This is a genomic window from Glaciihabitans tibetensis (assembly GCF_003003265.1).
Classification (GTDB): Bacteria; Actinomycetota; Actinomycetes; order Actinomycetales; family Microbacteriaceae; genus Glaciihabitans; species Glaciihabitans tibetensis.
In genome coordinates this window covers 104,741-128,190 of sequence record NZ_PVTL01000008.1, presented here as the reverse complement: position 1 = coordinate 128,190, position 23,450 = coordinate 104,741, and the positions used below count along the sequence as shown (strand labels likewise).

The 23,450-nt window shown below is 67.1% G+C and carries 20 protein-coding genes; 6 read left to right on the top strand and 14 right to left on the bottom strand.

Annotated elements, in window-relative coordinates:
- Positions 1-42: 42 nt before the first annotated feature.
- Both B0I08_RS14740 and ubiE read right to left on the bottom strand, forming a co-directional pair.
- Positions 43-1,167, bottom strand: a complete 1,125-nt coding sequence (locus B0I08_RS14740) for a polyprenyl synthetase family protein (protein ID WP_106214185.1) — start codon at positions 1,165-1,167, stop codon at positions 43-45.
- Between the two features lie 24 nt (positions 1,168-1,191).
- Positions 1,192-1,965, bottom strand: coding sequence for a bifunctional demethylmenaquinone methyltransferase/2-methoxy-6-polyprenyl-1,4-benzoquinol methylase UbiE (gene ubiE / locus B0I08_RS14735; RefSeq protein ID WP_245884834.1), 774 nt, complete (start codon positions 1,963-1,965; stop codon positions 1,192-1,194).
- Positions 1,966-2,017: 52 nt separating this feature from the next.
- On the opposite strand from ubiE, the gene B0I08_RS14730 reads away from it, so the two are divergent.
- Entirely contained in the window at positions 2,018-3,268 is a 1,251-nt protein-coding gene (locus B0I08_RS14730; RefSeq protein ID WP_245884833.1) for an isochorismate synthase, read from the top strand.
- Position 3,269: 1 nt separating this feature from the next.
- On the opposite strand, the gene menD is transcribed toward B0I08_RS14730, so the two are convergent.
- Positions 3,270-5,411, bottom strand: a complete 2,142-nt coding sequence (menD, locus tag B0I08_RS18105) for a 2-succinyl-5-enolpyruvyl-6-hydroxy-3-cyclohexene-1-carboxylic-acid synthase (protein WP_245884832.1) — start codon at positions 5,409-5,411, stop codon at positions 3,270-3,272.
- Positions 5,392-5,724: a PLD nuclease N-terminal domain-containing protein gene (locus B0I08_RS14715; RefSeq protein ID WP_106214183.1), complete on the bottom strand. Its 333-nt coding sequence runs from the start codon at positions 5,722-5,724 to the stop codon at positions 5,392-5,394. The genes menD and B0I08_RS14715 overlap by 20 nt, the downstream gene beginning before the upstream one ends.
- Before the next feature lie 85 nt (positions 5,725-5,809).
- Between B0I08_RS14715 and B0I08_RS14710 the strand changes: the two genes are divergently transcribed.
- Entirely contained in the window at positions 5,810-6,061 is a 252-nt protein-coding gene (locus B0I08_RS14710) for a DUF4229 domain-containing protein (protein ID WP_106214181.1), read from the top strand.
- Positions 6,062-6,081: 20 nt separating this feature from the next.
- Here B0I08_RS14710 and B0I08_RS14705 read toward each other — a convergent pair whose 3' ends face one another.
- Genes B0I08_RS14705 through B0I08_RS14690 form a run of 4 tightly spaced genes read right to left on the bottom strand, consistent with a single transcriptional unit; the run spans position 6,082 to position 9,700 of the window.
- On the bottom strand, positions 6,082-7,068 hold the full coding sequence (locus tag B0I08_RS14705) for a 1,4-dihydroxy-2-naphthoate polyprenyltransferase (RefSeq protein ID WP_106214179.1): 987 nt from the start codon (positions 7,066-7,068) through the stop codon (positions 6,082-6,084).
- Positions 7,069-7,077: 9 nt separating this feature from the next.
- On the bottom strand, positions 7,078-8,205 hold the full coding sequence (locus B0I08_RS14700; RefSeq protein ID WP_106214177.1) for an AMP-binding protein: 1,128 nt from the start codon (positions 8,203-8,205) through the stop codon (positions 7,078-7,080).
- A gap of 51 nt (positions 8,206-8,256) precedes the next feature.
- Complete coding sequence (locus B0I08_RS14695; protein WP_106214175.1) at positions 8,257-9,189, bottom strand: 1,4-dihydroxy-2-naphthoyl-CoA synthase; 933 nt, start codon at positions 9,187-9,189, stop codon at positions 8,257-8,259.
- 10 nt (positions 9,190-9,199) lie between these two features.
- Positions 9,200-9,700 carry a hypothetical protein gene (locus B0I08_RS14690; protein ID WP_106214173.1) on the bottom strand — a complete coding sequence of 167 codons (501 nt, stop codon included), beginning with the start codon at positions 9,698-9,700 and terminating at the stop codon, positions 9,200-9,202.
- 82 nt (positions 9,701-9,782) lie between these two features.
- On the opposite strand from B0I08_RS14690, the gene B0I08_RS14685 reads away from it, so the two are divergent.
- Positions 9,783-10,763, top strand: a complete 981-nt coding sequence (locus tag B0I08_RS14685) for an o-succinylbenzoate synthase (RefSeq protein ID WP_106214171.1) — start codon at positions 9,783-9,785, stop codon at positions 10,761-10,763.
- Here B0I08_RS14685 and B0I08_RS14680 read toward each other — a convergent pair.
- On the bottom strand, positions 10,677-13,064 hold the full coding sequence (locus B0I08_RS14680) for a hypothetical protein (RefSeq protein WP_106214169.1): 2,388 nt from the start codon (positions 13,062-13,064) through the stop codon (positions 10,677-10,679). The two genes, B0I08_RS14685 and B0I08_RS14680, sit on opposite strands and share 87 nt — an antisense overlap.
- 249 nt (positions 13,065-13,313) lie before the next feature.
- Between B0I08_RS14680 and B0I08_RS14675 the strand changes: the two genes are divergently transcribed.
- Positions 13,314-15,926, top strand: coding sequence for an oligosaccharide flippase family protein (locus B0I08_RS14675; RefSeq protein WP_106214167.1), 2,613 nt, complete (start codon positions 13,314-13,316; stop codon positions 15,924-15,926).
- Positions 15,923-17,275, top strand: a complete 1,353-nt coding sequence (locus B0I08_RS14670; protein WP_106214165.1) for a glycosyltransferase family 2 protein — start codon at positions 15,923-15,925, stop codon at positions 17,273-17,275. Before B0I08_RS14675 ends, B0I08_RS14670 begins: the two co-directional genes overlap by 4 nt.
- Here the strand turns inward: B0I08_RS14670 and ccsB are convergent.
- The 5 genes from ccsB to B0I08_RS14645 form a co-directional block, all read right to left on the bottom strand.
- Positions 17,252-18,223, bottom strand: a complete 972-nt coding sequence (gene ccsB / locus B0I08_RS14665) for a c-type cytochrome biogenesis protein CcsB (protein WP_106214163.1) — start codon at positions 18,221-18,223, stop codon at positions 17,252-17,254. The genes B0I08_RS14670 and ccsB overlap by 24 nt on opposite strands.
- Before the next feature lie 29 nt (positions 18,224-18,252).
- Positions 18,253-19,938, bottom strand: a complete 1,686-nt coding sequence (gene resB, locus B0I08_RS14660) for a cytochrome c biogenesis protein ResB (RefSeq protein ID WP_106214161.1) — start codon at positions 19,936-19,938, stop codon at positions 18,253-18,255.
- Positions 19,916-20,656, bottom strand: a complete 741-nt coding sequence (locus B0I08_RS14655; RefSeq protein ID WP_106214159.1) for a cytochrome c biogenesis CcdA family protein — start codon at positions 20,654-20,656, stop codon at positions 19,916-19,918. The genes resB and B0I08_RS14655 overlap by 23 nt, the downstream gene beginning before the upstream one ends.
- Entirely contained in the window at positions 20,657-21,220 is a 564-nt protein-coding gene (locus B0I08_RS14650) for a TlpA family protein disulfide reductase (protein ID WP_106214157.1), read from the bottom strand. It lies immediately after the preceding gene.
- 98 nt (positions 21,221-21,318) lie between these two features.
- Complete coding sequence (locus B0I08_RS14645) at positions 21,319-21,957, bottom strand: histidine phosphatase family protein (RefSeq protein WP_106214155.1); 639 nt, start codon at positions 21,955-21,957, stop codon at positions 21,319-21,321.
- A gap of 130 nt (positions 21,958-22,087) precedes the next feature.
- On the opposite strand from B0I08_RS14645, the gene aspS reads away from it, so the two are divergent.
- Complete coding sequence (gene aspS, locus B0I08_RS14640) at positions 22,088-23,416, top strand: aspartate--tRNA(Asn) ligase (RefSeq protein WP_106214153.1); 1,329 nt, start codon at positions 22,088-22,090, stop codon at positions 23,414-23,416.
- Positions 23,417-23,450: the final 34 nt, after the last annotated feature.

The window sequence follows — 23,450 nt, the reverse complement described above, 5'->3', positions numbered from 1 at the left end:
TGCTGCACGTGCGTGACGACGATCGGCCCTGACGGCCACGCGCTAGTTGGAGCGCTCGACGACCGTGTCAGCGAATCGGGTAAGTGCCTTCTTGACGGGCCCGTCAGGCAGCGGGGCGAGCGCGGCGACGGCTTCCCGGGCCCACCGGTGCGCCTCCTCGAGGGTGCGAGCGGTGACCGAGTGGTCGCGCAACTCGGCGATCGCGGCGGTCAGGTCCGCATCATCCACCTCGGTCACGGCCGTCAGGGCGCCGTCGGCCCCAAGGTCACCGTCGACGATGCCGGCAAAACGGGATCCGGCATCGGTTTCGAGACGAGCCAGCAGCAGTGCCGCGCTCGAGTCGGTGACCGCGAGCTGGCGTAGGTAGAGCAGCGGGAGGGTCGCAACGCCGGCGCGCAGGTCGGTGCCGGCGAGCTTTCCCGTGTCTTCCGAGCGCGGCGACAGGTCGATGACGTCGTCGATGAGCTGGAAGGCGACGCCGATCTTCTCGCCAAATTCCTCCGCCGCCGTAGCGTACGACTCCGGAGCCTGCGAGAAAATGACACCCATCGTTGCGGCGAGGGCAATGAGGGAACCGGTCTTGTCGGCGAGCACCTGGATGTAGTGGTCAATCGGATCCTCGTCGGGGCGGGGCCCAATCGTTTCGTGCAGCTGGCCGAGGCAGAGACGCTCGAAGGTGTCGGCCTGCAGCTTGATTGCGCGCACGCCGAGGTCGGCGACGAGCTTGCTGGCCCGGGCGAACAGCAGGTCGCCGGTGAGGATCGCGACGGAGTTGCCCCACACGGCCTGCGCGCTGGGTACGCCGCGCCGCATCTGCGCCTCGTCCATCACGTCGTCGTGGTACAGCGACGCGAGGTGGGTGATCTCGACCACCTCGGCGGCGCGGATCACTTCGTCGTTGTTGCCGTTGCCGAGCTGGGCGGTGAGCAGCGTGAGGGTCGGGCGCACGCGCTTGCCGCCCGCATCCAGAAGGTAGCGGCTCGTGACATCCGCCAGATTGTCCGCAAACGACATCTCACGCAGGAGGCCAATCTCGACGGCGTCGAGGCCAGCTTCGACGGCAATCGCAAAGCGCTTCTCGTCCGTGGAGGAGAAGAGTTTCTCCGCCAGGCCGAGCGACGAGCTCAGCGTGTTGCTCCGTCGAGCAAGGGGGACGCTCGGATTCACTACAGGACCAATCGTTGAGGGAAGCTAGGGCTTCGAAGGCTGTGCGGGAGCCGGGCGTGACACTTTGCCCCTGCGCTTGGCAACGGACGCGAGGACAGCGGCGTCGACGGGCTTGCGCCCGCGGTGAAGGGCGACGATTCCTGCGGTGAGGTTGCGGTAGGCGACGCGGGTGAACCCGGCTCCCCGAATCCACTGGCTCAGCCGGCCCTGGTCTGGCCAGTCCTTGATCGAGTCCATGAGGTAGTTGTACGCGGCCGGGTTTGAGCTCGCGGTGCTCGCGACCTTCGGCATCACGTATTTGAGGTACGCCCAGTACCCGGTTCGCAGCAGAGCGCGCGGCGGCCTGGAGAACTCGCAGATCACCAAGCGACCGCCGGGCTTGAGTACCCGGTACATCTCGCCGAGGGCCGCTTTGGGGTTGTTGACGTTGCGCAGGCCGAAGCTGATGGTCACGGCGTCGAATTCGTCGTCCCCGAACGGAAGTTTCTCGGCGTCTGCCTCGATGAACTCGATGTTCGTGTGGCGCTTGCGACCCTCCGCAATCATGCCTGCCGAGAAGTCCACCGCGACAACGCGGGCGCCGGAACGCGCGAGCGCCGCCGAACTGGTGCCGGTACCCGCGGCAATGTCGAGGATGCGCTCGCCGGCCTGGGGCGCGACGGCGCGAACCGTGTGCATCCGCCAGAGATAGGCGTTGCCCACCGACAGCAGTGCGTTCGTTCGGTCGTAGTGTTTCGCGACGTCGTCGAACATTCCCGCGACCTGGTCGGGTTGCTTATCTAGATTCGCCTTGCTCACGAGGGTCAAGTGTAGTGAGAAAGGTTGAGGATCTCCGGAGTACGCTGGGCGGGTGGTAGACACCGGGGGCCAGGTGCCCGCCCTAAACGTTCTGACGCAGCCCCTCGACAGCATTCGCCCGCTCGTTCCGCTGGTCGATCCCCGTAATCCGCTGGTCTTCAGCCGCCGCGGACAGGGCATCGCCGGGGTCGGTGAGGCACTCCGTCTGGAATTTACAGGCCCCAATCGAATGGTGGATGCCGCGGCCGCATGGAAGCGCGTCGCCGCAGCCGCCACGGTAGAAGACCCGCTCGGCCTGCCCGGCACCGGCCTCGTCGCCTTCGGCGCTTTCAGCTTCTCCGACGATTCCGCCGCGACCAGCGTGCTCATCGTTCCCTCCGTGGTGATCGGCCGTCGCGACGGCACCAGCTGGATCACCCGGATCAGCACGGGCAGCACCGAAGCCACACCGCCGAAGACTCCGCTGTCCACCCCGATCGGCGCCGAGTACCGCATCTCCCTGCGCCCCGGCGCGCTGACCCCGGCCGGTTACCTCGACGCGGTGAACTCGGCGGTCGGCCGCATCCGCGCGGGCGACGTGAGCAAAGTCGTGCTGGCGCGCGACCTGATCGGGCACCTGCCCATCGGCGCTGACCTGCGCCTGGTAGTGGCCGAGCTCGCCCTCGGCTACCCGGATTGCTACACCTTCGCGGTCGATGGGCTGATCGGATCGAGCCCGGAGACGCTGGTGCGGGCCGACAACGGCACCGTCAGTGCACGGGTGCTCGCGGGCAGCACCGCCCGGGGTGCCGACGCGCTGGCTGACCAGGAAGCGGCTGTGGCGCTGGCGACATCCACCAAAGATCAAGACGAACACGAGTACGCGCTGCAGAGCCTGCTCACATCACTGCGGCCGCACAGCCGCAATGTCACTACGAGTGAGCTGCCGTTCACCCTCAAGTTGCCGAACCTGTGGCATCTCGCGAGCGACGTCGAGGGCACGCTCACCGACGGATCCACCTCGCTCGACCTCATCGCGGCGCTGCACCCGACGGCGGCCGTCGCGGGAACGCCCACCCGTACCGCCCTCGACCTGATCAGCGAACTCGAGCCGTTCGACCGCGGACGCTACGCCGGGCCGGTCGGCTGGGTGGGTGCCGACGGCGACGGCGAGTGGGCCGTTGCGTTGCGTTGCGCGGAGGTGTCGGTCGACGGGGACATCACGGCGTACGCGGGAGCCGGCATCGTGGCGGAGTCTGACGCCGAGATGGAACTGGCCGAGACGAAGATGAAGTTTCGTCCGGTGGTCGAAGCGTTCAGCTAATTCAGCGAGCGAGCGCTACCTCGATCAGCATCGGCCCGGGGCACGCCGCGAGGGCCTCATCGAGCTCGCCCACGGTGGTGATTCGCAGGTAGATCCAGCCGTAAGCCGCGGCCAGCTTCTCGAAGTCGACGCTTTGAGCGGTGAACATCACCCGGTCGAAGGCGGAAGGCGCCGCGGACGTGGTGGTCGCGGCCTCCGAGACTGTCGCTGGTGCCGTCTCTGAGGACGTAGCGACCTCGAGACCGTCGAAGATGGTGCCGCCGCCGTCGTTGCCCACGATGACCTGGATCCGCGGCCGGGGCTCCCCCGCGCCGAACAGGAGCGCACCCACGTCGTGGAGCGCCGTGATGTCGCCGACCAGAACCCGGGTCGTTCCCGAAGCGGATCTGTCGGATGCTGCGGCGGCAGCCCCAGCAACGCCACCAGCCACTGCGGCGCGTGTGACTGCGGGTTCGCCCGGTTCGAGCGCCGCGGGCGCAGGTTCGGGCGCCGCACGCGCAGGTTCGGGCACCGCGGGCGCAGGTTCGGGCGCAGGTTCAGGCGTGACCGGATTCTGGCTGGCGAGAGCAATGCCGATCGCCGTGGCGATGGTGCCATCGATTCCCGCGAGTCCACGGTTGGCGTGCACGCGGATTCGTTTTCCCGTGACGATCTGGTCGGCTTCGCGAATCAGGCGGGAGGCGCCGAGCACCAATCGATCATGCGGCCAGGTCGATCGCCAGACCGCCTCGACGAGGGCGGGCCGGGTGACCGGGGCGCGCACGATGGCAAGCTGGCGGCGCGCGAACTCGGCGTTGCTGAGGTCGACCGGGAACGCGTCCGTCTCGGGCTCGAGCAGCGACCGCGAGGCGAAGACCCACCGGCCGAGCCACGCCCGCACCTCCGCGGGCGACTCTACGGCGGGCGACTGGCCCGCGGGCGACTGCACGGCGGGCGACTGCACGGCGGGCGACTTTCCGGCGGGGGCGTGTTCGCGCACCGAGCCCTGTTCGCCTGTTGGTGGCTCCTCGCCGTTGCGGGCGCGGTCGCCGTCGAGGGCGCTGTGGCCGCTGGCCGGGATCTCGTCGGCAGTGGCGACGCGCACCGCATCAACGAAGTCAAAGACGCGGTGCCCGGGGTTGTAGTCGTCCGCGCCCGGGGTGCGCACCACGGTTGTGGTGACGTCGCCGCGGGTAATCAGCGCCGGGATCTCGCGGCTGAGCGTCGGGTGCCCGAACACGATGACTCGCGCGATGCGGTCGCCGAACCCCTCGGTGGCGAGGAGCTGCCGGTAGGTCACGACGAGGTTTGGGCCGAAGTGCGCCCCACTACTGACCTCGGCGAACAGCGGAACCCCGAGCTCGCGCGCGACCGCCTCCGCCTGCTCCCCGGCACCGGCACCGGCGACAACGACGGTTCCGGGAGACGGGTGCAGCACGTGCACCGAATCTGGGTGCGCGGTTCTGTGGGGTGGGGGCAGGTGGGGTGGGGGCAGGTGGGGTGGGGGCAGGTGGGGTGGGGGCAGGTGGGGTGGAGACACGTGGGGTGGGGACGCGTAGGCCTCGGCACCGCGCCCGGGTTCGCCAGACTCGATGGGCCCGGACAGAGGCTCGCGGAAGCCGATGTTCACGTGCACGGGGGTGGGCCTGCCGCCGTGTCCCTCTATGGAGGCGAGCCAGCTGCTCTGCGCTAGGCCGGCCGCGGCATCCCGCTCCCCTTCATGTCCACGAGGAGCGTCGACCTCCCAGCTGCGGGTGATCGCCGCGCCGAAGATGCCGGTCTGGTCTGCAGTCTGGTTGGAGCCGATGCCGCGCAACTCGGTAGGACGATCCGCGCTGAGCACGATCAGCGGTACTCCGGAGTGGTGTGCCTCGAGCACGGCGGGGTGCAAGTTGGCGACGGCCGTGCCCGAGGTGGTGATGATGAGCACCGGGGTGGACGTCTCCACGGCGAGGCCGAGCGCGAGAAATCCGCCCACACGCTCGTCGATACGCACCCGGAGGCGCAGCAGTCCGCGCCGTTCGTATTCGGCAGCCACAAGCGCCAGCGCCTGCGACCGGGACCCGGGGCTGACGATTACGTCGCGCAGTCCGAGCCGCAGGTATTCGTCGAAGAGGGCCAGCGAGAAATCGGTGGCGGGGGAACTACTCCGACTTGGAGTCATCGTCGAGCTCGGACAGCTCCTGCTCGAGGCGGCGGATGCGCTCGTCTTGTTCTTTGTCGCGGCCAAGTCCCTTGAGGAAGGCCGGGTCATCGTCGGGAGCCGTGGAGCGGGCGACGGTGGACGGGCCGTTGCGGGACTTGCCCAGCGCGAGCCACAGAATGCCACCGAGTGCGGGCAACACAATGATGACGAGAGCCCAGAGCGGCTTGTTCAGCGCGCGCACCCGAGACTTCTCCGTCATAAGGAGATCAATCAGAGCGAAGACGGTGAACGCGACGAGAACGCCTACGAGCACCACCAAAAGTCGGGCCATATGTCGAGTGTATTACCAATGGCTGAACAGTGCCCCGGAGGCGGCTGTGATGTTTGCTCGCAGCAAGCCGTCCTACACTTGACGGGTGCGACCCTGGATCAAATACACCCTCATCCGCATCGCGCTGTTCGCCGCCGTGCTGGCAATTCTGATGCTCTTCACGCCCGCGCCCTCCTGGCTGGCGGCCATCATCGCTGCCGTCGTCGGCCTCTGCGTCTCGTACATCTTCTTCCGGCCGCAGCGGGACGATCTGGCGAAAAGCATCGCGGTCCGACGCGAGCGCGGCGAGATCAACGCCGACGAAGATGAGGATGACGCGCTCGACCGCAACGTCTGACGCGAGGCCGAACTAACGCTCTAGAACGCGAACGCCGCTCCCAGGCCGAGGCCGTAGGCGAGTGCGAGCGCGCTGGTGAGCTTGAGCGCGAGGATCAGTTCCTGCGGCGTCTTCGCCGTGAGCGTGATGGCGGCCGTGGGAAGCGCGAGCAGCAGCGTGAAGAACACCAGGTAAGCGTTCGGGTAGAACATCGCGAAGAACCCGAGAATAACGAACGGCAGCAGCAGGAATACCACGAACACGATGCGGGCGGCGCGGTCCCCGAGGACGACGGCCAGCGTGCGCTTGCCAGCGAGGCGATCCTGGTGGATGTCGCGGATGTTGTTCACCATCAGCACGGCACAGGCGATGAATCCGATCGCGACACCGGAGAGCCAGCTCTCGACGTTGACTTCACCCTCCTGCACGTAGGTGGTTCCGGCGGTGGCGACGAGGCCGAAGAACACGAACACGAACACTTCACCGAGCGCGTTGTAGCCGTACGGGCGTTTGCCGCCGGTGTAGTAGTAGCCGGCGACGATGGCCGCGGCGCCCACGATGAGCAGCCAGTAGTAACCCGTCAGGATCACCAGCACGAGGCCGGCGAGGGCAGCCAGGGCGAAGAAGCTCAGCGCGACGATGAGGACGGTTCGCGGTGCGGCGGCGCCCGACCCGGTGAGCCGGGCGGGACCGACCCGGTGGTTGTCTGTTCCGCGGATGCCGTCGGAGTAGTCATTGGCGTAGTTCACGCCGATCTGGAGGGCGACGGCGACAACCAGCGCGAGCAATGCCCGCACCCAGTGCCAGCCATTGTCGTCGAGGAGGTGCGCGGCTCCCGTGCCGAGCGCCACCGGCGCGATACCCAGGGGCAGCGTGCGCAGACGTGCACCCGAGATCCAGTCGGCCGCGGTGGCCTTTTTCGCGGCGGCTGCGGCCTTCGGACGCCCACCGGGGCGTCCGCTCTTACCCGACTTCGGCGGGTTGGGTACACGTTTGGGGTCGATGCGCTGCTGCTTGGGAGATGCCACGGGAGGAGTCTACTGAGCCAATCGATGAATGGCACGACGGTCGGGTTTGCCCGAGGACAGCTCCGGCAGCTGCCCCACTACCACCACGCGATCGGGCGCGGCGGCGGGGCCGAGGAGCCGTGACATCCGCTCTCGAAGTTCGTCAAGAGGCACGTCCGCGGTCGTGACCACGACGGGAACCTCGCCCCAGCGATCGCTCGGGGCCGCCACCACCACGGCGGCGGACTGTCCGGGCAGCGCACGGATGGCCTGCTCGATCGCCGCCAGGGATACCTTCAGCCCGCCGGAGATGATCACATCGTCGAGTCGTCCCGTGACGGTGAGCGTGCCGTCGACGACCTCGCCTCCGTCGCCGGTGCGGTACCAACGCTGGCCATGCTCGGTGATGAACGCGGCGGCGGAGCGCTCGTCGTCGCTCTCGAAGTTCTCGTCGAGGTAGCCCTCTGCGAGCACCCGGCCAGACAACTCGATCTGCCCGTCGATCACCCGCACCTCTGTGTTGCCGATGGGAACCCCGTCGTAGACGCAACCGCCACCGGTCTCGCTCGAGCCGTAGGTGCGGGTAAGGGAGATGCCGAGGTCCGCGGCGCGCTGCAGCACGGGCCCCGGGGTGGACTGACCGCCGACCAGAACGCGGTCGAACCGGCGCAGCACCCCCAGCGCCTCGGGCGTATCAAGCAGCCGGGTCAGTTGCGCGGGCACCAGGGACACAAAGCGCAACGGCGCGTCCATCGTCTCGGCCGCCGTGGCGAATTGGAGCGGATCGAACGGTCCGGCAGCGAGGACAACGGGCGAGGTGTCGCTCGCGATCGACCGCACGAGCACGTTGAGCCCGGCGATGTAGTGCACCGGCAACGCCAACAGCCATTGCCCCGCGCCCCCGAGCACGGAGTCCGAGAAGGTGGCGCTGGCCAGCAGGGCGTCGGCGCTGAGAGCAACGCGCTTTGGCCTCCCGGTTGAGCCGCTGGTCTCGACCACGAGCGCGACACGGCGGGCCACGCGAGGCGCATCAGCGGATGCCACGGCGCCAGCCAAGGGAACGGGCAGCACCGCCGGCCCGCTTCCGCTCAGTGCATCCCGCAGCGCCGCGAATACCGTCTCGGGCTCAGCGGGGAGGCGCAGCAACTCGCGCGTCATGGGTTCAGCAGCTTGGTCAGCACCGGCGAGTGCAGCGGTGAATACATTGCGTCAGAATTGCCAGGGAAAGGGCGACCAGTCGGGCTCGCGCTTCTCGAGGAAGGAGTCCCGCCCCTCGACTGCTTCGTCCGTGCCGTACGCGAGACGGGTGGCTTCTCCGGCGAAAACCTGCTGGCCCACCATCCCGTCATCCACCGCATTGAAAGCAAATTTGAGCATGCGGATCGCGGTCGGGCTCTTGGTGAGGATCTCGTTCGCCCACTCGTAGGCGGTCGCCTCCAGCTCGGCGTGGGGAACCACCGCGTTGATCGCTCCCGTTTCGAGCGCTCGTTGCGCGCTGTACTCGCGGGCGAGGAAAAACACCTCGCGGGCGAACTTCTGACCTACTTGGCGGGCGAAATAGGCGCTGCCGTAGCCACCGTCGAACGACCCGACGTCCGCATCGGTCTGCTTGAACTTGCCGTGTTCGGCGCTGGCAATGGAGAGGTCGCAGACGACGTGCAGCGAGTGGCCACCGCCCGCGGCCCAGCCGGGGATCACCGCGATGACGACCTTCGGCATAAAGCGGATGAGGCGCTGCACCTCGAGGATGTGCAGGCGGCCGTTCGACGCCGAACCGAACGGGCCGACCGGCGCTGACTGGCCCGCCGGAGCGGTGCCGTCGGCGTACTGGTAGCCGTCACGGCCGCGAATGCGCTGGTCGCCGCCGCTGCAGAAGGCCCAGCCGCCGTCCTTCTGGCTTGGGCCGTTGCCGGTGAGCAGCACGACTCCCACACGCGGATTCTGCCGGGCATCGTCGAGCGCTCGATACAACTCGTCGACGGTATGCGGGCGAAAGGCGTTCCGCACCTCGGGACGGTTGAACGCGACCCGGGCCACTCGGCCGGCCGTGTCGAGGTGGTAGGTGATGTCGGTGAGGTTCTCGAAGCCGGGAACATCGACCCACAGGGCCGGATCGAACAGGTCGGAAACCGCAGCAGTCATACCGCTAAGACTACGGCGTGAGCTCGCTCAGCCAGCCGAGCACCTTCGCGAGCAGCAGAGGGTTTGACACGAGACACAGCACCATCGCGACAATGCCGAGACCGTCGCCGCGGCGCAGCAACACCGCAATTCCGCCCAGGATGAACCCCAGTACAGAACATCCCGCGGCGATGAACGCGATCACCTGCGACGTTGCATAATCTCCGCCGAGAGCGAGGTTCATTCCCACCGCGGTAAGCACTACGGTCGCTGCCCAGAAGAGTATTCCTAGAAGGGCATGAATGGGAGTCGGTCGGCGGTTGCGCGTCCTGGGCCGGATGCCGGGGGCGGATTCGTCCTCGGGTAGCTCCGCGGGTAAGGCACCCCGCGGCACGTACTCGCCCGGCACGTACTTGATGAGGGCGTCGTTACCCTCGATGCGGAGGAACTCCATCGTGTGAGTGGGCAGCGTGTCATCCCCCGGCCTGAATCGACCGTCGGACGCGACCACGTCGTCATCGCCTGCACTCATGTCTGCCTCCCGGAGTATGTGGTGTTTGGCAATACCCGGTTCCCACAGTGCCAGCGTAGGGTCTGTGCGGCAAACTGAGGGCATGAACCCTGCACTGCACGACCTCCTCGCATCGGCGCGAGTGGTATCCCTTCCCCTTGTGACCCGTTTTCGCGGAATTGACACCCGGGAGGCGGTGCTGTTTCACGGGCCGAATGGCTGGACCGAATTCTCGCCCTTCGTTGAGTACGAGGACGCGGAGTCCGCGTCCTGGCTCGCCGCCGCGATCGACTTCGGCTGGGGCACCACACCAACTCCCCTGCGCGACCGCATCCACGTCAACGCGACGCTTCCGGCAGTCGGGGTGTCCGAGGTCGAGGCGGTGCTCGCCCGTTTTCCCGGGTGCCGAACGGTGAAGGTAAAGGTGGCAGAGGTCGGAGGCTTGTTGGCGGATGATGTCGCGCGCGTCGCCCGTGTTCGTGAGCTTCTCGGACCAGACGGACGCATCCGGGTGGATGCCAACGGAGGCTGGAACGTGGACGAGGCCGAAACGGCGATTCACGCGTTCGCGCCCTACGACCTCGAATACGTCGAGCAGCCGTGCGCCTCGGTCGAGGAACTCGCCGAGATTCGTGTCCGCGTCAAGTACATGGGCATCCCGATCGCCGCAGATGAGAGCGTCCGTAAGGCAGAAGACCCGCTGTTGGTCGCTCGTGCTGGCGCGGCCAACATCCTGGTCCTCAAGGCCCAGCCCCTCGGTGGGGTCGCCGCGGCGTTGAATATCGTGCGGGATGCCGGCCTGCCGGTGGTCATCTCCAGCGCACTCGACACGTCCGTAGGCCTGTCGATGGGCGCCTTCCTTGCCGCGAGTGTGCCCGAGCTGGACTTCGATTGCGGGCTCGGAACGGCCGCGCTCCTCGCCGCCGACGTCACCGACGCGCCGCTGGTCGCGGTGGACGGCCAGATCGAGGTGCGGAGGGTGGATGTCAGCGACGAGCTACTCGACCGCCACGCGGCGAGCGCTGAACGTACTGCTTGGTGGCTTGCTCGGGTCGAGCGGTGCCACGCTCTGTTGGCCGGGTAGCCACTCGTCGCCGTCTGCATCGCCAACCATGGGCAGCGCGGTGAGCTTGTAGACCCGCACGCCGGCGTTGCCGAACACCGGGTCGAAGTCGATGTCTCGCTGCACCATCCGCTCGGCCGAGTCCAGTTGGCCTTCGGCGTAGACGTCGTGGCGCACACCGTAGTCTTCCTGGCTATCGGAGAAGACGATGTAGGTGTCGCCGCGCACCCCGGACACGTCAACGTAGTCAAGCACGGCACTCGCGTTGAGGCCGCCGGGAAATCCGCTGCCGAAGTCGGACAGCACCGCGAGCCCCTGGGGGGTGGCGAGCAGGTCTCCGTAGTTTGGCCCGGTCAGCGTCGGAAACGGAGGTCCGAAGGTGACGACGGAGTCGCCCCACTTCACCCGCGAATCGATCCAGTTCGACGCTTCGACGTCGTTCGCCGATACCCGAAGGTCGGCCTCGGGCTGGAAGTAGGTCGCCACGAAGAGGGCGAGCATGACGGTGAGGGTCGAGATAAGGGCGACGGCTGCCCGTCGCGTCAGTCGCACCGCCGGCCAGAACAACCAGGCGACACCCATCGAGAACCAGGGCAACCCGAACAGGAACACCCGGAACTTCGCCTCGCCCCCATAACTCTGGGCAAGAAGGGTCACTGCCGGGGCCATGGCCAGCCAGGCGACGATCAGCGTGGTGCGCACCTGGCCCGCGAAGATGCGCCGCACGAAGCCGGCGAAGGCGACCACGATGGTCAGGGCAGAAAGCAGCACAACACCCTGGCTCTGCAGGGCGCCAGCGGCGGTGGGGATATCGACCGTCACCGGCTTATAGGTGACGTTCGTGAAGGGGTTGAACCCGGTGAACAACCCGAACTTTTCCTGCATGTAGGCGTAGTGCGGCAGCAGATACAGAACGGGGATTGCTACGAGCACGATGCCAAGCCACCACGGGCGCAGATAGCCGATGATGAACAGCGGGGCGAGCGCAAGCACGATCAGGTACGGGGTGAGCTGGTGGCTCGCCGTCACCACAAATTGCAGCACGATGATGCCCGCCACAACGCCGATGCGGGTTCCGCGTGAAACGGTCGAGGGAAGCTCCTCGAGGCGGCCTCGTTTCACGGGCAGCACCCGGGCGATGAGACGTTCGACGGCGCCGGGGAGCCGCGCGGGTGTACGGCCGAGATACCGCAGGGCGAGCAGCGCCACCGCGAGGTAGATGGTGAGCCCGAAAGCCTGCGGGGAGAAGTAGTTCTGTCCAACCCAGTTGCAGATGGTGAACACGATCGCGGCCGTCCACCCGACGCCCGCGTTGCGGGACAGGGTGCGAGCAATGGCCAGTACGAGGCAGGCGTCGACCAACGCGAAGACGAGCTCAGCGAACGAGGCCCAGCCGACGGTGGACTGCAGCCCCAGCACGTCTTCGAGCGCCGTGCTCATGGCGAAGAACCCCGGCCACCGGTTGTACAGGTCGATGGACGGGTCGATGCTGCCGAAGGTGTCGATGTAGCGAGACACGGCAAGGTGTTTGTACGCCCACGGGAGGCGCGGAACATTCTCCAGAAGGCTCGCAGAACCGTTGAGAATTGCCACGAGCAGCACGAGACCGGCGGTCATGCGCAGGGGCGGAATTCGCCGTTCGAGCAACCCGATCACGAGGGTGGCGAACACGAGGGCGACGGACACGAACCAGATCGGCGGATACGCCGGCAAAAGTCCCCAGTCACCCAGGTTGTCGACGTCGGTCTGGGCGAGGGAAATCGGCCACAGCACCGCGGCGGCGAGCAGGGGAAGCCACAGCAGGGTGTCGGTGGGGTGCAGGGCGAGAGGGCGTGCCCGCGAGCGGGCCAGCAATGGTGATCCTGCGGTCTCGCTGCGCGGCGGCCACAGCACGATGACCAGCGACGCGGCGAGAATCACGGCGGCCTCCACGATCTGAGGGCGCCAGAATTCTGTCCACACGAGCACCAGGCTGACGAGGGTGTGGATCGCGGCGCTCGCCACAACTGTCAGCCCGAGCGCCAGCGGCAGATCACGCGGGTCGAGCCTCCGCACCACGCTCCACCCCGGGACAAGCAGCCAGGCGGCGAGCGCGATCACGACCCGGATGGGCCCGCCGACGTCTAACGCGATGAAGGCAGCTGCGACGGCGCCGAGAACCGCGAGCACAATCTCCACGCGCCGCAGGCTGGTGACCACGTCGACGGTCACGCCGGCCTGGACGGTCACGCCCGTTGGGCCAGCCTGGCCCGCCTGGGCGGAACGCGCTGCGCCACGTCCGGCGAGCGCGGTGCGCCCGCCCGTGTCGGCGCGGCCACTCACGGCAGACTCCGTTGGACTCGGCCGTGCGAGACCGGGAGCGGGCAAGCGCCACCTAAGGGATGGCCGTCAGTATTTCGGGATACCTGTGGCATGCGTGGATTCTAGGGGCGGAACGGCCCGTCAGACCAATGTTGCCCCGGACGGTTGACGGCGGCGAACGGGCGCAGCTACTCTCACCTACTATCCCGATCGGCACCGCGTTGCCCTCGCGCCGATTGACCCGATAAGCCTTACCCGAACTGAGGCCACGTGCATTCTGGAGCCGATTCAAACACGCTCACCACGGCTATTCGGCGCGCCGCGGCGAGCCCGGGACCCCCCGCCACTGTGGCCTGCGTCATCCTCGCCCACACCGACCCCGCACAGCTGCGCAGGCTCATCGAGGCGGTCGACCCGTTTCCTGTTTTTCTGCACTGTGACCCCAAGACCCCGCCGGAGACCTTCGCCCGCATGGTGGAGGGCCTCCCGGAGCGGTGTCGACTGCTCGACCGCTACCCCACGGGCTGGGCCCGGTGGGGCAACGTTGAGGCAGAACTTGCCGGCTACCGGGCGGCTCTCGCTGAAACCGACGCCAGCCACATTGCCGTCCTGACCGGCACGGATTACCCCCTCGCCTCCTCCGCAGAGATTACCAGCATCCTCGGCGGATACCACGACAAGTCCATCGCCAACCTGCACCTGTTGCCCTTCGAAGACTGGGGCATGGGCGGCGGCATCGGACGCCTCAGGTACCGCCACTGGGCGTACCGCAAACACACGATCCGCCTCCCGATTCCACGGCGAATTCCGCGCGACATCGTGCTGGCCGGGGGCTCCCAGCTGAAGATCCTGTCCCGGCGCCACGCCGCCGCGGTGGTTGCCGCCGCCGAGGCCCGACCCGACCTCGTCGCGTTCTGGCGACGAAGCTGGATCCCTGACGAGACCTTCGTGCCCTCCATCCTCAGCACGCCCCAGTTTGTGCCCGGCTGGCAGGAGGAACACGAGAACGCCAGCGCCTGGTGGATCGGGTGGACCAACCCGCCGACCAAGAGCCCGCCGTGGCTCGGGAGCGAGATGCGGGACGAGCTGTTGGAGGGGCGGCAGTACGGCGAACAGACCTTTCCCCGGCTATTCGCCCGCAAGTTCTCGAGCGAGCGCAGCTCGGAACTGCTCGACGCCATCGATACTCGGCGGCGCAGCTCGGTGCACGCCGCATCGCGAGAGTCCGCCGACTCCCCCCAGGAGCCCGCCAGAGCCCGCACGATGCTGCTCACCGGGCCGACCTCCATAGTGTCCGCGTCCGAGTCCGCAGCCACCGGGACATCCGTTTCTGCGTCCGCTTCTGCGTCCGTGTCCGCGACTGCGTCTGCGACCTCTTCGCCCCCGCTCCCCGCGCAGCCCGCTCCGCCACAGCTTCCGCCGCCACCAGCACACGCTGGACCGGCCGCCATCGAGGTGATCGAGAAGCCCGAAAGTAACCACCTGTTCGGCCGGGGCTTGCTCTACGTGGTGGTGTGGGCTCTGCAGCTGATCGCGGGCACCGTCGTCTCGCCGATCCTCGCCTACGCGCTCGGGCCGGCCGAGTTCGGAGCGTTGGCCTCGGCGATTGCGCTGCACCAAGTGCTCAGCGTTCTCGCCCTGCTCGGGCTCGACCAGGCGATTGTGCTGCAACGCGCAGAAGACCCGAGCGGCCGCACAGCGCGCGGACTGCTCTCCGTGGGCATAGCCCTGTCTTTCGCCGTGACCCTGGTACTCGCCGCGACGGGCGGGCTCTGGGCGACCGCTCTCGGCTTTGAAGGATTCACCCCGCTCGTGCTCGCGGTGATCCTCTGGACCGCTCCGGGCGCCGTCGTTCAGGCGATCCTGGCGCTATTGGTCGCGGAAGATCGCCTGCGCGCGTTCACCTTCGTCAGCGCTCTTTCCGCCGTCGGCGGCCAGCTCGTGGGACTTTTCCTGCTGTTCTTCGTGCACGGAGATGCGACGACCTATGCGTGGGGCGGTGTGGTCAGCCAGTTCCTCGCGATGTTCATCGGCATCGCGATCTGCCGCCCCCTGCTGCGCGGCCTGTTTGATTGGAAAGTCGCGTCCCGCGCCATCAAACTGGGTGCGCCGCTCGCGATTGGTGGGCTCGGTTACTTCGTACTCAACGCCGGCGACCGAATCGTGATCCAGAGCCTGCTCGGACCCGCAGAGGTGGGCCGGTACCAGGTTGCGTACGTCGTGGGCTACACGGTTGTGCTGCTGCTGAGCTTCACCAGTTCGGCATGGCTTCCCCGGTTTGCTGCGGTGCGGGATGAAGCGGAGCGCTGGCTCCTCAGCGCGCAGTCTCGCGACGAACTGTACCGGCTCCTGATTCCGGTTGTCTTCGCGGTGACCCTCGCCGCACCGGTCGCGCTGCGGCTGGTTGCGCCGCCCAGCTTCGACCAGGAGACGCTGCTCCCCGTGGTGTTTTTGGTCGCTCTATCCGCCTACCCGGTCGCCGCGTCGGGAGCCACTGCCCGCCTGCTGATCACCCTGCGCCGCGGCAAACCCGTGGCGGCGATCACGCTCACGGCCGCGGTGGTAAATATCGGCCTGAACATCGTTCTGGTGCCCGTGATGGGAATCGCGGGCGCGGCTGCCGCGACCGTGCTCTCGTTCTTGCTGGTCGCGCTGCTGCAGCGCTTCGCGCTACCCCGCACACCGGCGTGGGTGGGAACGCCAACACCCCTGCTCGCGTCCATTGGCGCGAGCATCCTGCTGGCCGCGGCCTCGCTCCTGCTCCCGCAGACCGACGCCTGGAATATCAGCAAATTCGTCATCGCGGCTGCCTGCCTGCCGTGGTTCTTCGTTGTTCTCCGCCGCGCCCGTCGTGGCCCCACCCCGTCAAGGAGCCAATCGTGACCACAGCGACATCCAGCCCAGCCCCCGGACCGACCAGGATCGTGCAGATCGATCTCGACGACCCCCTCCCGACGCTCAGCGCCGACGAACGCTACCGCGCTGCAATGGTGATCGGGTGGCGGCACGGCGTTCCGTGCGGTTCGGTGACCGTCGACCTCGGGCAGGATCCGGCGGTCGTGCGTGCGCAACTCGAGGCTCTGCGGGCGGACACGCAATCGGTCGAGACCCCGGAGGCCGTGCCCGACGCCGCGCTTCCCTCGATCTCGGTGGTCGTGCCCACGATGTTCGAACGCCCGGACGATCTGGTCGTCCTACTCAAGGCGTTCACCGCTCTCGAGTACCCTCGGGTCGAGTTTCTCCTCGTCGACAACCGCCGCTCGATTCCCCACCCGGATCCCCTGCCTGCACTGGTCGCGACAGAACCCCGACTGCGGATCGTGCGCGCGGAGCGCCCCGGAATTTCCTCGGCACGCAACGCCGGTCTTGCGGCGGCCACGGGCGACGTCGTCGCGTTCACCGATGACGACGTGCGTGTCGAACCCGACTGGCTTCGGGCGATCGGAAGTCGCTACGTGCGCGAACCGGAGCTCGACGCGGTCACCGGGCTGGTTCTCCCCGCCGAGCTGGAGCGGCCAGCGCAGATCTACTTCGAGCGCTATTACGGTGGTTTCTACAGCGAACGAATTTTTGCCCCGCTGAGCGTACAGGCCCGCCCTGGCCAGTCCGGGCTGCTTCGCAACTCCGTGATGACCGTATGGAACACGGCCGGCGAGAGCGTCCGTGAATTCTCCGTGTACGGCGCGGGCGCTTTCGCCACGGGCGCCAACATGACCTATCGTCGCAGCGCCCTCGAGCGGCTCGGCGGATTCGACCTCGCGCTCGGCACCGGAACTCCCGCGCGGGGCGGGGAAGACCTCGCGACCGTCATTTCTCTGCTGTGGAACGGCGGCCGGATCGGCTACGAGCCGTCTTCCGTGGTGCATCACCGCCACCGCCGGGAGTTGGACGAGCTGCTCAGCCAGATGCACGGCAACGGGATAGGTTTCACCGCGATGCTGACGTCACTCCTCATCCACGACCGACGTCACGTGGCCGCGCTGGCGGCGGGCGTGCCCAGCGCGTTCTTCCGGATGCGCCGCCAGAATGCGGAGAAGCTGCGTGCACAGGAGCCTGCCGCGCACGAGCCTGCCGCACTCGACCCGCACTTTCCGCGCGAACTGATGACCCGCGAAATGCGTGCGTACCCTCGGGGACCGCTCGCCTATCTGCGCAGCCGGCGCAAGATGAAGGAGTGGGCGCCGGCGGGCGCAGAACCTTCCGCGGGTCTAGAGGCCGCTGTAGGCGTGTAGACCCTTGAAGAACAGGTTCACGATCGTGAAGTTGAAGATCACGGCGACAAACCCGATGATCGCCAGCCACGCGCTTCGCGAGCCGCGCCAGCCGCGCGTCGCGCGGGCGTGAATGTAGCCGGCGAAGATCGTCCAGATGATGAACGTCCACACCTCCTTGGTGTCCCAGCCCCAGTAACGACCCCAGGCATGCTCAGCCCAAATCGCGCCGGCGATGAGCGTGAACGTCCAGAATACGAACCCGATGACGATCAGGCGGTAGGCCATATTCTCGAGGCGCACGGCATCCGGAAGGGTGGACAAAAAGCGGAGCTTGTTCTTGCGCTCGTCCGCCTGAAGGAGCTGGGCGATGGACAGTCCGGCGCCGAGCGCGAAGAAACCGGTGCCGAGGCTCGCTACGAAGACGTGGATGACCAGCCATGCCGACTGGAGTGCCGGGGGCAGCGGCACCACGTCGACGTAGAAGTTGACCGTTGCGACTCCGAGCAGGAGCAGCGTGAAGGCGGTGACATAGGCGCCGAGGAACTGCAGGTCCTGCCAGAACTGCACCAGGAGGAACACACCCACAACAATCGCGGTTGCGGTGAGGGAGAACTCGAACATGTTCGCCCACGGCACGCGCCCGGCTGCGGCACCGCGAAGCACCGTTCCGCCGACGTGCAGTACCCAGGCGATGACGGTGAAGGCCATCGCGATACGAATCCACTTGGTCGACCGCATAGCGCCGTCGACCGCGGAGGTGGTGCGTTCGATGACTGCCGTGCCGCCGCGTCGCGCCGCCGCCCGCGCCTCGAGCGTGGCCGCGGCAGACACCGAAGCGGGCACGCTGAGCGCGTCGGGGGTGGCCCGGCGGGCGAGGTCGAAGGTAAACGCGATAAAGGCAAGGGCGTACATGGCCATCGCCGACCAAATCGCGACCAGGCTGAACGTGACAAGGGTTGCGGTCATTGGGTCATCTTAAGCCAGAGGGACCCGAATTAGCTGCGAGCCCGGGGGACCCGAATTGGCTGCGAGGCCGACGGAGCGGCAACCGTTGTCAGGCCGAGAGACTCCGAGTGTTTGCGAGCGATGTCGCCAACCGCGGTTTCCAGCAGAGGGTCCTCCCCGCGGGCAAGGCCGGCGTACTCGAAGCGGGTGCCGTCTGCGCCGTGCTGCGCCTTCACCCACACCCGGCGGCGGGGTACGAAGAGCCCGGTGAGGAGCCCCGCGAGCACAAGGATCGCGAACAGGAGCACCCAGAACTGCGTCGGGTCGTGGTGCACGTCGAGGGAGACAAAGCGCTGCACTCCGGTGAACTCGACGCTTCCGAGCCCGTCTGGGAGGTCGATGCTGTCACCGACCTTCAACAGCAGCGCCGCAGCATCCGAATCGCCCCCGGCTACCTGGGTGAGATTGTCGATGTTGAGGGCGTACGCGTTGGTCGGAACACCCTCATCGAGGCCGAGGTCGCCGGTGAAGACCTGGAGGGTGAGCGTCGGATCCCGGAGGTCCGGGTGCACCGAGGTCAGGGCTCCGTCGCCGCAGACGTCGTCGCTGCAGACGGTCGGGTAGAAGAACCCCTGCAGGCCGAGCTGTTCGGGCAGGGCGTCGGGCACCTTGATGACACCGACGCTGGTGAGGTTGGCGTCCTGCGGCAGGAACGCGACCGGCTGGGAGAAGGCGATGTTGCCGTCTCCGTCGCGGACGGTGATCCAGGGGGCATACCCGTTTCCGAGCAGGTAGGCGCTGCTGCCACTGATCCGCAGCGGGTCGTTCACTTTGATCGTCTGTTGCTCTGGGTCTTCGCCGGGGACTTCGGTCGTGACATCCACCGTGTAATCAATCGGCTGCCCATAGGCGTCGAGGTTGGTCTCTTCGTAGGTCGCCGTGAATTTGTCGACCGTGATCGAGTACGGCACGAGGGCGTCGTCGGAGAAGAACCGGCCCGGATTGAACGAGTCGTAGCCGGAGAGCACGTTGGTGAACGACTGGCCTTCGACAACCACCTTGTTGCCGCTGTAGGAGAAGCCTCCCCCGATGCCGACCGCCACCAGAACACCAACGAGAGCTGCGTGGAAGACCAGGTTGCCCGTCTCGCGCAGGTACCCACGCTCGGCGCTCACCGACAACTCGGTCGCGCCACCCGGAGCGGCGGTCTCGTAGAGGCGGGTGCGGTAGCCAGCGCGCTTGAGCTGTCGCTGGGCGGCGGCGATCCCGTCCGCCGCGGCGGTCGCTCCGAGCGGCGCCACGGCCGTCGACGCGTACCCGGCGAGGCGGTCGAGGCGCGCGGGCGTTTTCGGCGGCTTGGTGCGCAGGGACTGCAGGTGATGTTTGGTTCGGGGGATGATGCAGCCGATCAGTGACACGAACAGCAGCAGGTAAATCGCGGAGAACCAGATCGAGCTGTAGGTGTCGAACACCTGCAGGAAGTCGAGCACCTTCGACAGGTCGGGGTTCGCCTCTTTGTACTGGATCACGCCGTTGGGATCCGACGTGGTCTGGGGAACCAGCGAGCCCGGAATGGCGGCGAACGCGAGCAGCAGCAGCAGAAAAAGCGCCGTGCGCATGCTGGTGAGCTGGCGCCAGAAGAATCGGAGGTACTCGACGAAGCCGAGTTTCGGCTGCGCGACGCCGGGCTCCGGGGCCGGCGAGTCGAAGTGGTCAGAGGGCCGGGACGAAGCCATTGATGACCGCTCCAAAACTTGAGATGAGGGTGCGCCAGAGGCCGGTGACCATCAGCACACCGATGAGGACGAGCACGGACCCGCCGATGATGTTGATGGTACGCACGTTGCGCTTGAGGAACGCGACCGAACCGGCAAACCAGCTGACGCCGAGCGCAACCAGGAGGAACGGCACCCCGAGCCCGATGCAGTACGCCAGAGCGAGGATGCCGCCACGCCAGGGGTCGCCGTTGTCGAACACGATCGCGTTGACGGCGATGAGCACGGGGCCGAGGCAGGGTGTCCAGCCGATGGCGAAGACGATACCGAGCAGCGGGGCGCCGGCCAGGCCGGTCGCCACGGTCCACTGCGGTTTCAGCGTGCGCTGCAGGAAGGTGAACTGGCCGACGAACACCAGCCCCATAACGATGATGACCACGCCGGCGATGGGGGTGATGATGTCGAGCCAGGAACGCAGCAGCAGCCCGGCCGTTCCGAAGAGCACCCCGGTGGCCACGAACACGAGACTGAACCCGAGGATGAACAGGCCAACCCCGGCGAGCAGGCGGCGGCGGTCCTGAGGTTTGCCGTCGCCGGTGAACCCGCCGATGTAACCGAGGTACCCCGGCACGAGCGGGAGGACGCACGGGGACGCGAACGAGACCAGCCCCGCGAGGAGCGCGATCGGGAGAGCCAGGGCGAAGTTACCGTCGAGAACGATCTCGCCGATCGAGCCCACTCAGCTCTCCTCGGCGAGCACGCGATCGATCATGGACTGCAGGATCGACGGCTCGGACAGCAGGCCAGACCACCGCGCGGCGACCCGTCCCTCGCGGTCGAGCACGAGTGTGGTCGGTACGGCGTTGGGCGCGACACTCTCGGCGAACGCGAATTGCACGGCGACGTCGTTGGCGTCGAGGATCGACGGGTAGGTCACCTCGAACTTGCGGGCGAAGGCCTGCGAGGTGGCTTCCTGGTCGTAGGTGTTCACCCCGAGGAAGTTGACGCCGGCCTCCGCGTTGTCCACCGAGAGCTGCTGCAGGTCGGGGGCCTCGAGGCGGCAGGGCGGGCAGCCCGCGTACCAGAAGTTGACCACGTAGACAGAGCCGGCGTAGTCCTCGCTCGAGATGGCGGCGCCCTCGTCGCTCACACCCTCGAAGCTGACCGGCTCGCCGCGCTCGTCTGGCGCGTACTCCTTGTACACGCCGTCGCCGGAGATGTAGTTCGTGTCGGTGCCGTCGGCGTACTGCTCGGCGAGCGGGTCGCTCGAGCACCCAGCGAGCATCGCGACCGCGGCGAGCATCGCGGCACCTATAACTACGGCCCGCGAACGGCGTCCGGCGCGCGCCGGACGCGCGGCCCGCGGGTGCTGCCTAGCCCGCGGCTGCCTCGTACTTGTGGTCACACTGCTCCCAGATCGGTGGCGTTCTGAGCCAACTCTCGCGCAGGATCCTGATAGTCAACCTCAACGAAGCGGCCATCGCGCTTCTCGAAGGTGGTGATGCTGGAGAGCGTGCAGCGTCGTTTGCGGGGGTCGTGGTACAGCTTCGCGCCGGAGAGTTTGCGGTGCGTTGTCCAGATGGGCAGCTGGTGGCTGACCAGGACGACTTCACCTGAGTCCGTGGCATCCCACGCATCCTCCATCGAAGCGAGCATGCGCGCCGCGATTGACTCGTAGGCCTCGCCCCAGCTCGGGCGGAGCGGGTTGAGAACCCACGGCCACGACTTCGGGCGGGTCAGCACCTTCGGCCCAAACTCGAAGTTCTGCCCCTCGAACTTGTTGGTCGGCTCGATGATGCGGTCCTCGGTGTGGATCGGCAGGCCGAACGCGGCCGCCCAGGGCTCTGCAGACTCCTGCGCGCGCTGCAGCGGGCTGGCATACACGCGGGTGATCGGGTGTCCGGCGAGGGACTCGGCCGCAGCCGCCGCCATCCGGTGTCCGAGCTCGCTCAGCCCGAACCCGGGGATGCGGCCGTACAGGACCTTGGTGGGATTGTGGACCTCGCCGTGGCGGACGAGATGAATGAGGGAGGCAGGCACGCTTTCCAGTGTACTTTTCGCACGTCCGTAGAAGTTGCCCGCTGCTCGAGTGGACGGGACCGACGCGGTCGGGACTGATGGTGCTCACTCGCAGCGGAAGAATCGCCGCGCACGACTAAACTCGTCACTCGTGACTACACGCACCCTGATTAAGAACCTTGCCGCTTCCACCGACGGGCCGATCTCCGTCTCGGGATGGGTTGAAACGGTCCGAGATCAGAAGAAGGTGCAGTTCGTTGTACTGCGTGACGAGTCGGGCGCGGTGCAGCTGGTTCACCCCCGACTGTTCAACGAAGACAAGACCCCCGCAGAAGACCCCATCGCCGACGAGATCTCCTCGCTCAGCCAGGGCAGCTTTCTCACCGTCTCCGGCGAGCTGAAGCACGACGAGCGCGTGAAGCTCGGCGGCGTCGAAATCAAGGTCGAGTCGATCGACGTTGCATCGCGCGCCATCCCCGAGACCCCGATCGCCGACGACAGCGGCGTCGACAAGCGCATGGACTGGCGTTTCCTCGACCTGCGCGTACCGAAGAACGCCCTCATATTCAAGATCCAGACCACACTCGAGCACGCGTGGCGCACCTACTGGGTCGAAAACGACTTCATCGAACTGCACACCCCGAAGCTCATGGCCAGCGCTTCCGAGTCCAAGGCTGAGCTGTTCGAGGTCGACTACTTCGATGGCAAGGCCTACCTCGCGCAGAGCCCCCAGTTCTTCAAGCAGATGGCGCAGCCCGCCGGCTTCGGCAAGATCTTCGAAGTTGGGCCCGCGTTCCGCGCCGACCCGTCATTCACCAGCCGTCACGCCACGGAGTTCACCAGCGTCGACTCCGAGATCAGCTGGATCGACAGCCACGAAGACGTAATGAAACTGCACGAGGAGCTGCTCGTCGCGGGCTTCCAGGCTGTCAAGGACAAGCACGGCGCCGAGATCCTCGCGCTCTGGGACGTCGAGGTAACGGTTCCGACCGTGCCGTTCCCTCGCATCCCCCTTGCGGAGGCCAAGCGCATCGTCGCCGAGCGTGGCTACGAGGTGCCCCGCGCCGACGACGACATGGACCCCGAGGGCGAGCGCCAGATCGCGGCCTACGTCAAGGAGACCTTCGGCCACGAGTTTGTATTCCTGACGGACTATGCCTCGAGCATCCGCCCGTTTTATCACATGAGGCATGCGGATGACGCGGCGCTGACCAACAGCTACGACCTCATCTTCAACGGGGTGGAAATCTCTACCGGCGCCCAGCGCGAGCACCGCGTCGACGTGCTGATCGAGCAGGCGAAGGACAAGGGACTCGAGCCGGAAGAGCTCGACTTCTACCTGGACTTCTTCCGGTACGGAGTACCGCCGCACGGTGGTTTCGGCATGGGCCTGTCCCGCGTGCTGATGCTGATGCTGCACCTGCCGAACCTGCGCGAGGCGACCTACCTGTTCCGCGGGCCGACTCGCCTGCTGCCCTAACTGCGGGCGCGGCATCCCCCTTCATCAATAAACG

Coding starts and splice junctions, on each gene's coding strand:
- B0I08_RS14650 (WP_106214157.1), bottom strand. CDS start 21,220: ATGCTCGCCGCGGTCGCGATGCTCGCTGGGTGCTCGAGCGACCCGCTC.
- B0I08_RS14690 (WP_106214173.1), bottom strand. CDS start 9,700: ATGAGTGCAGGCGATGACGACGTGGTCGCGTCCGACGGTCGATTCAGG.
- B0I08_RS14695 (WP_106214175.1), bottom strand. CDS start 9,189: ATGACTGCTGCGGTTTCCGACCTGTTCGATCCGGCCCTGTGGGTCGAT.
- B0I08_RS14715 (WP_106214183.1), bottom strand. CDS start 5,724: ATGGCCCGACTTTTGGTGGTGCTCGTAGGCGTTCTCGTCGCGTTCACC.
- B0I08_RS14700 (WP_106214177.1), bottom strand. CDS start 8,205: ATGACGCGCGAGTTGCTGCGCCTCCCCGCTGAGCCCGAGACGGTATTC.
- ccsB (WP_106214163.1), bottom strand. CDS start 18,223: ATGACCGCAACCCTTGTCACGTTCAGCCTGGTCGCGATTTGGTCGGCG.
- resB (WP_106214161.1), bottom strand. CDS start 19,938: ATGGCTTCGTCCCGGCCCTCTGACCACTTCGACTCGCCGGCCCCGGAG.
- menD (WP_245884832.1), bottom strand. CDS start 5,411: ATGACTCCAAGTCGGAGTAGTTCCCCCGCCACCGATTTCTCGCTGGCC.
- B0I08_RS14685 (WP_106214171.1), top strand. CDS start 9,783: ATGAACCCTGCACTGCACGACCTCCTCGCATCGGCGCGAGTGGTATCC.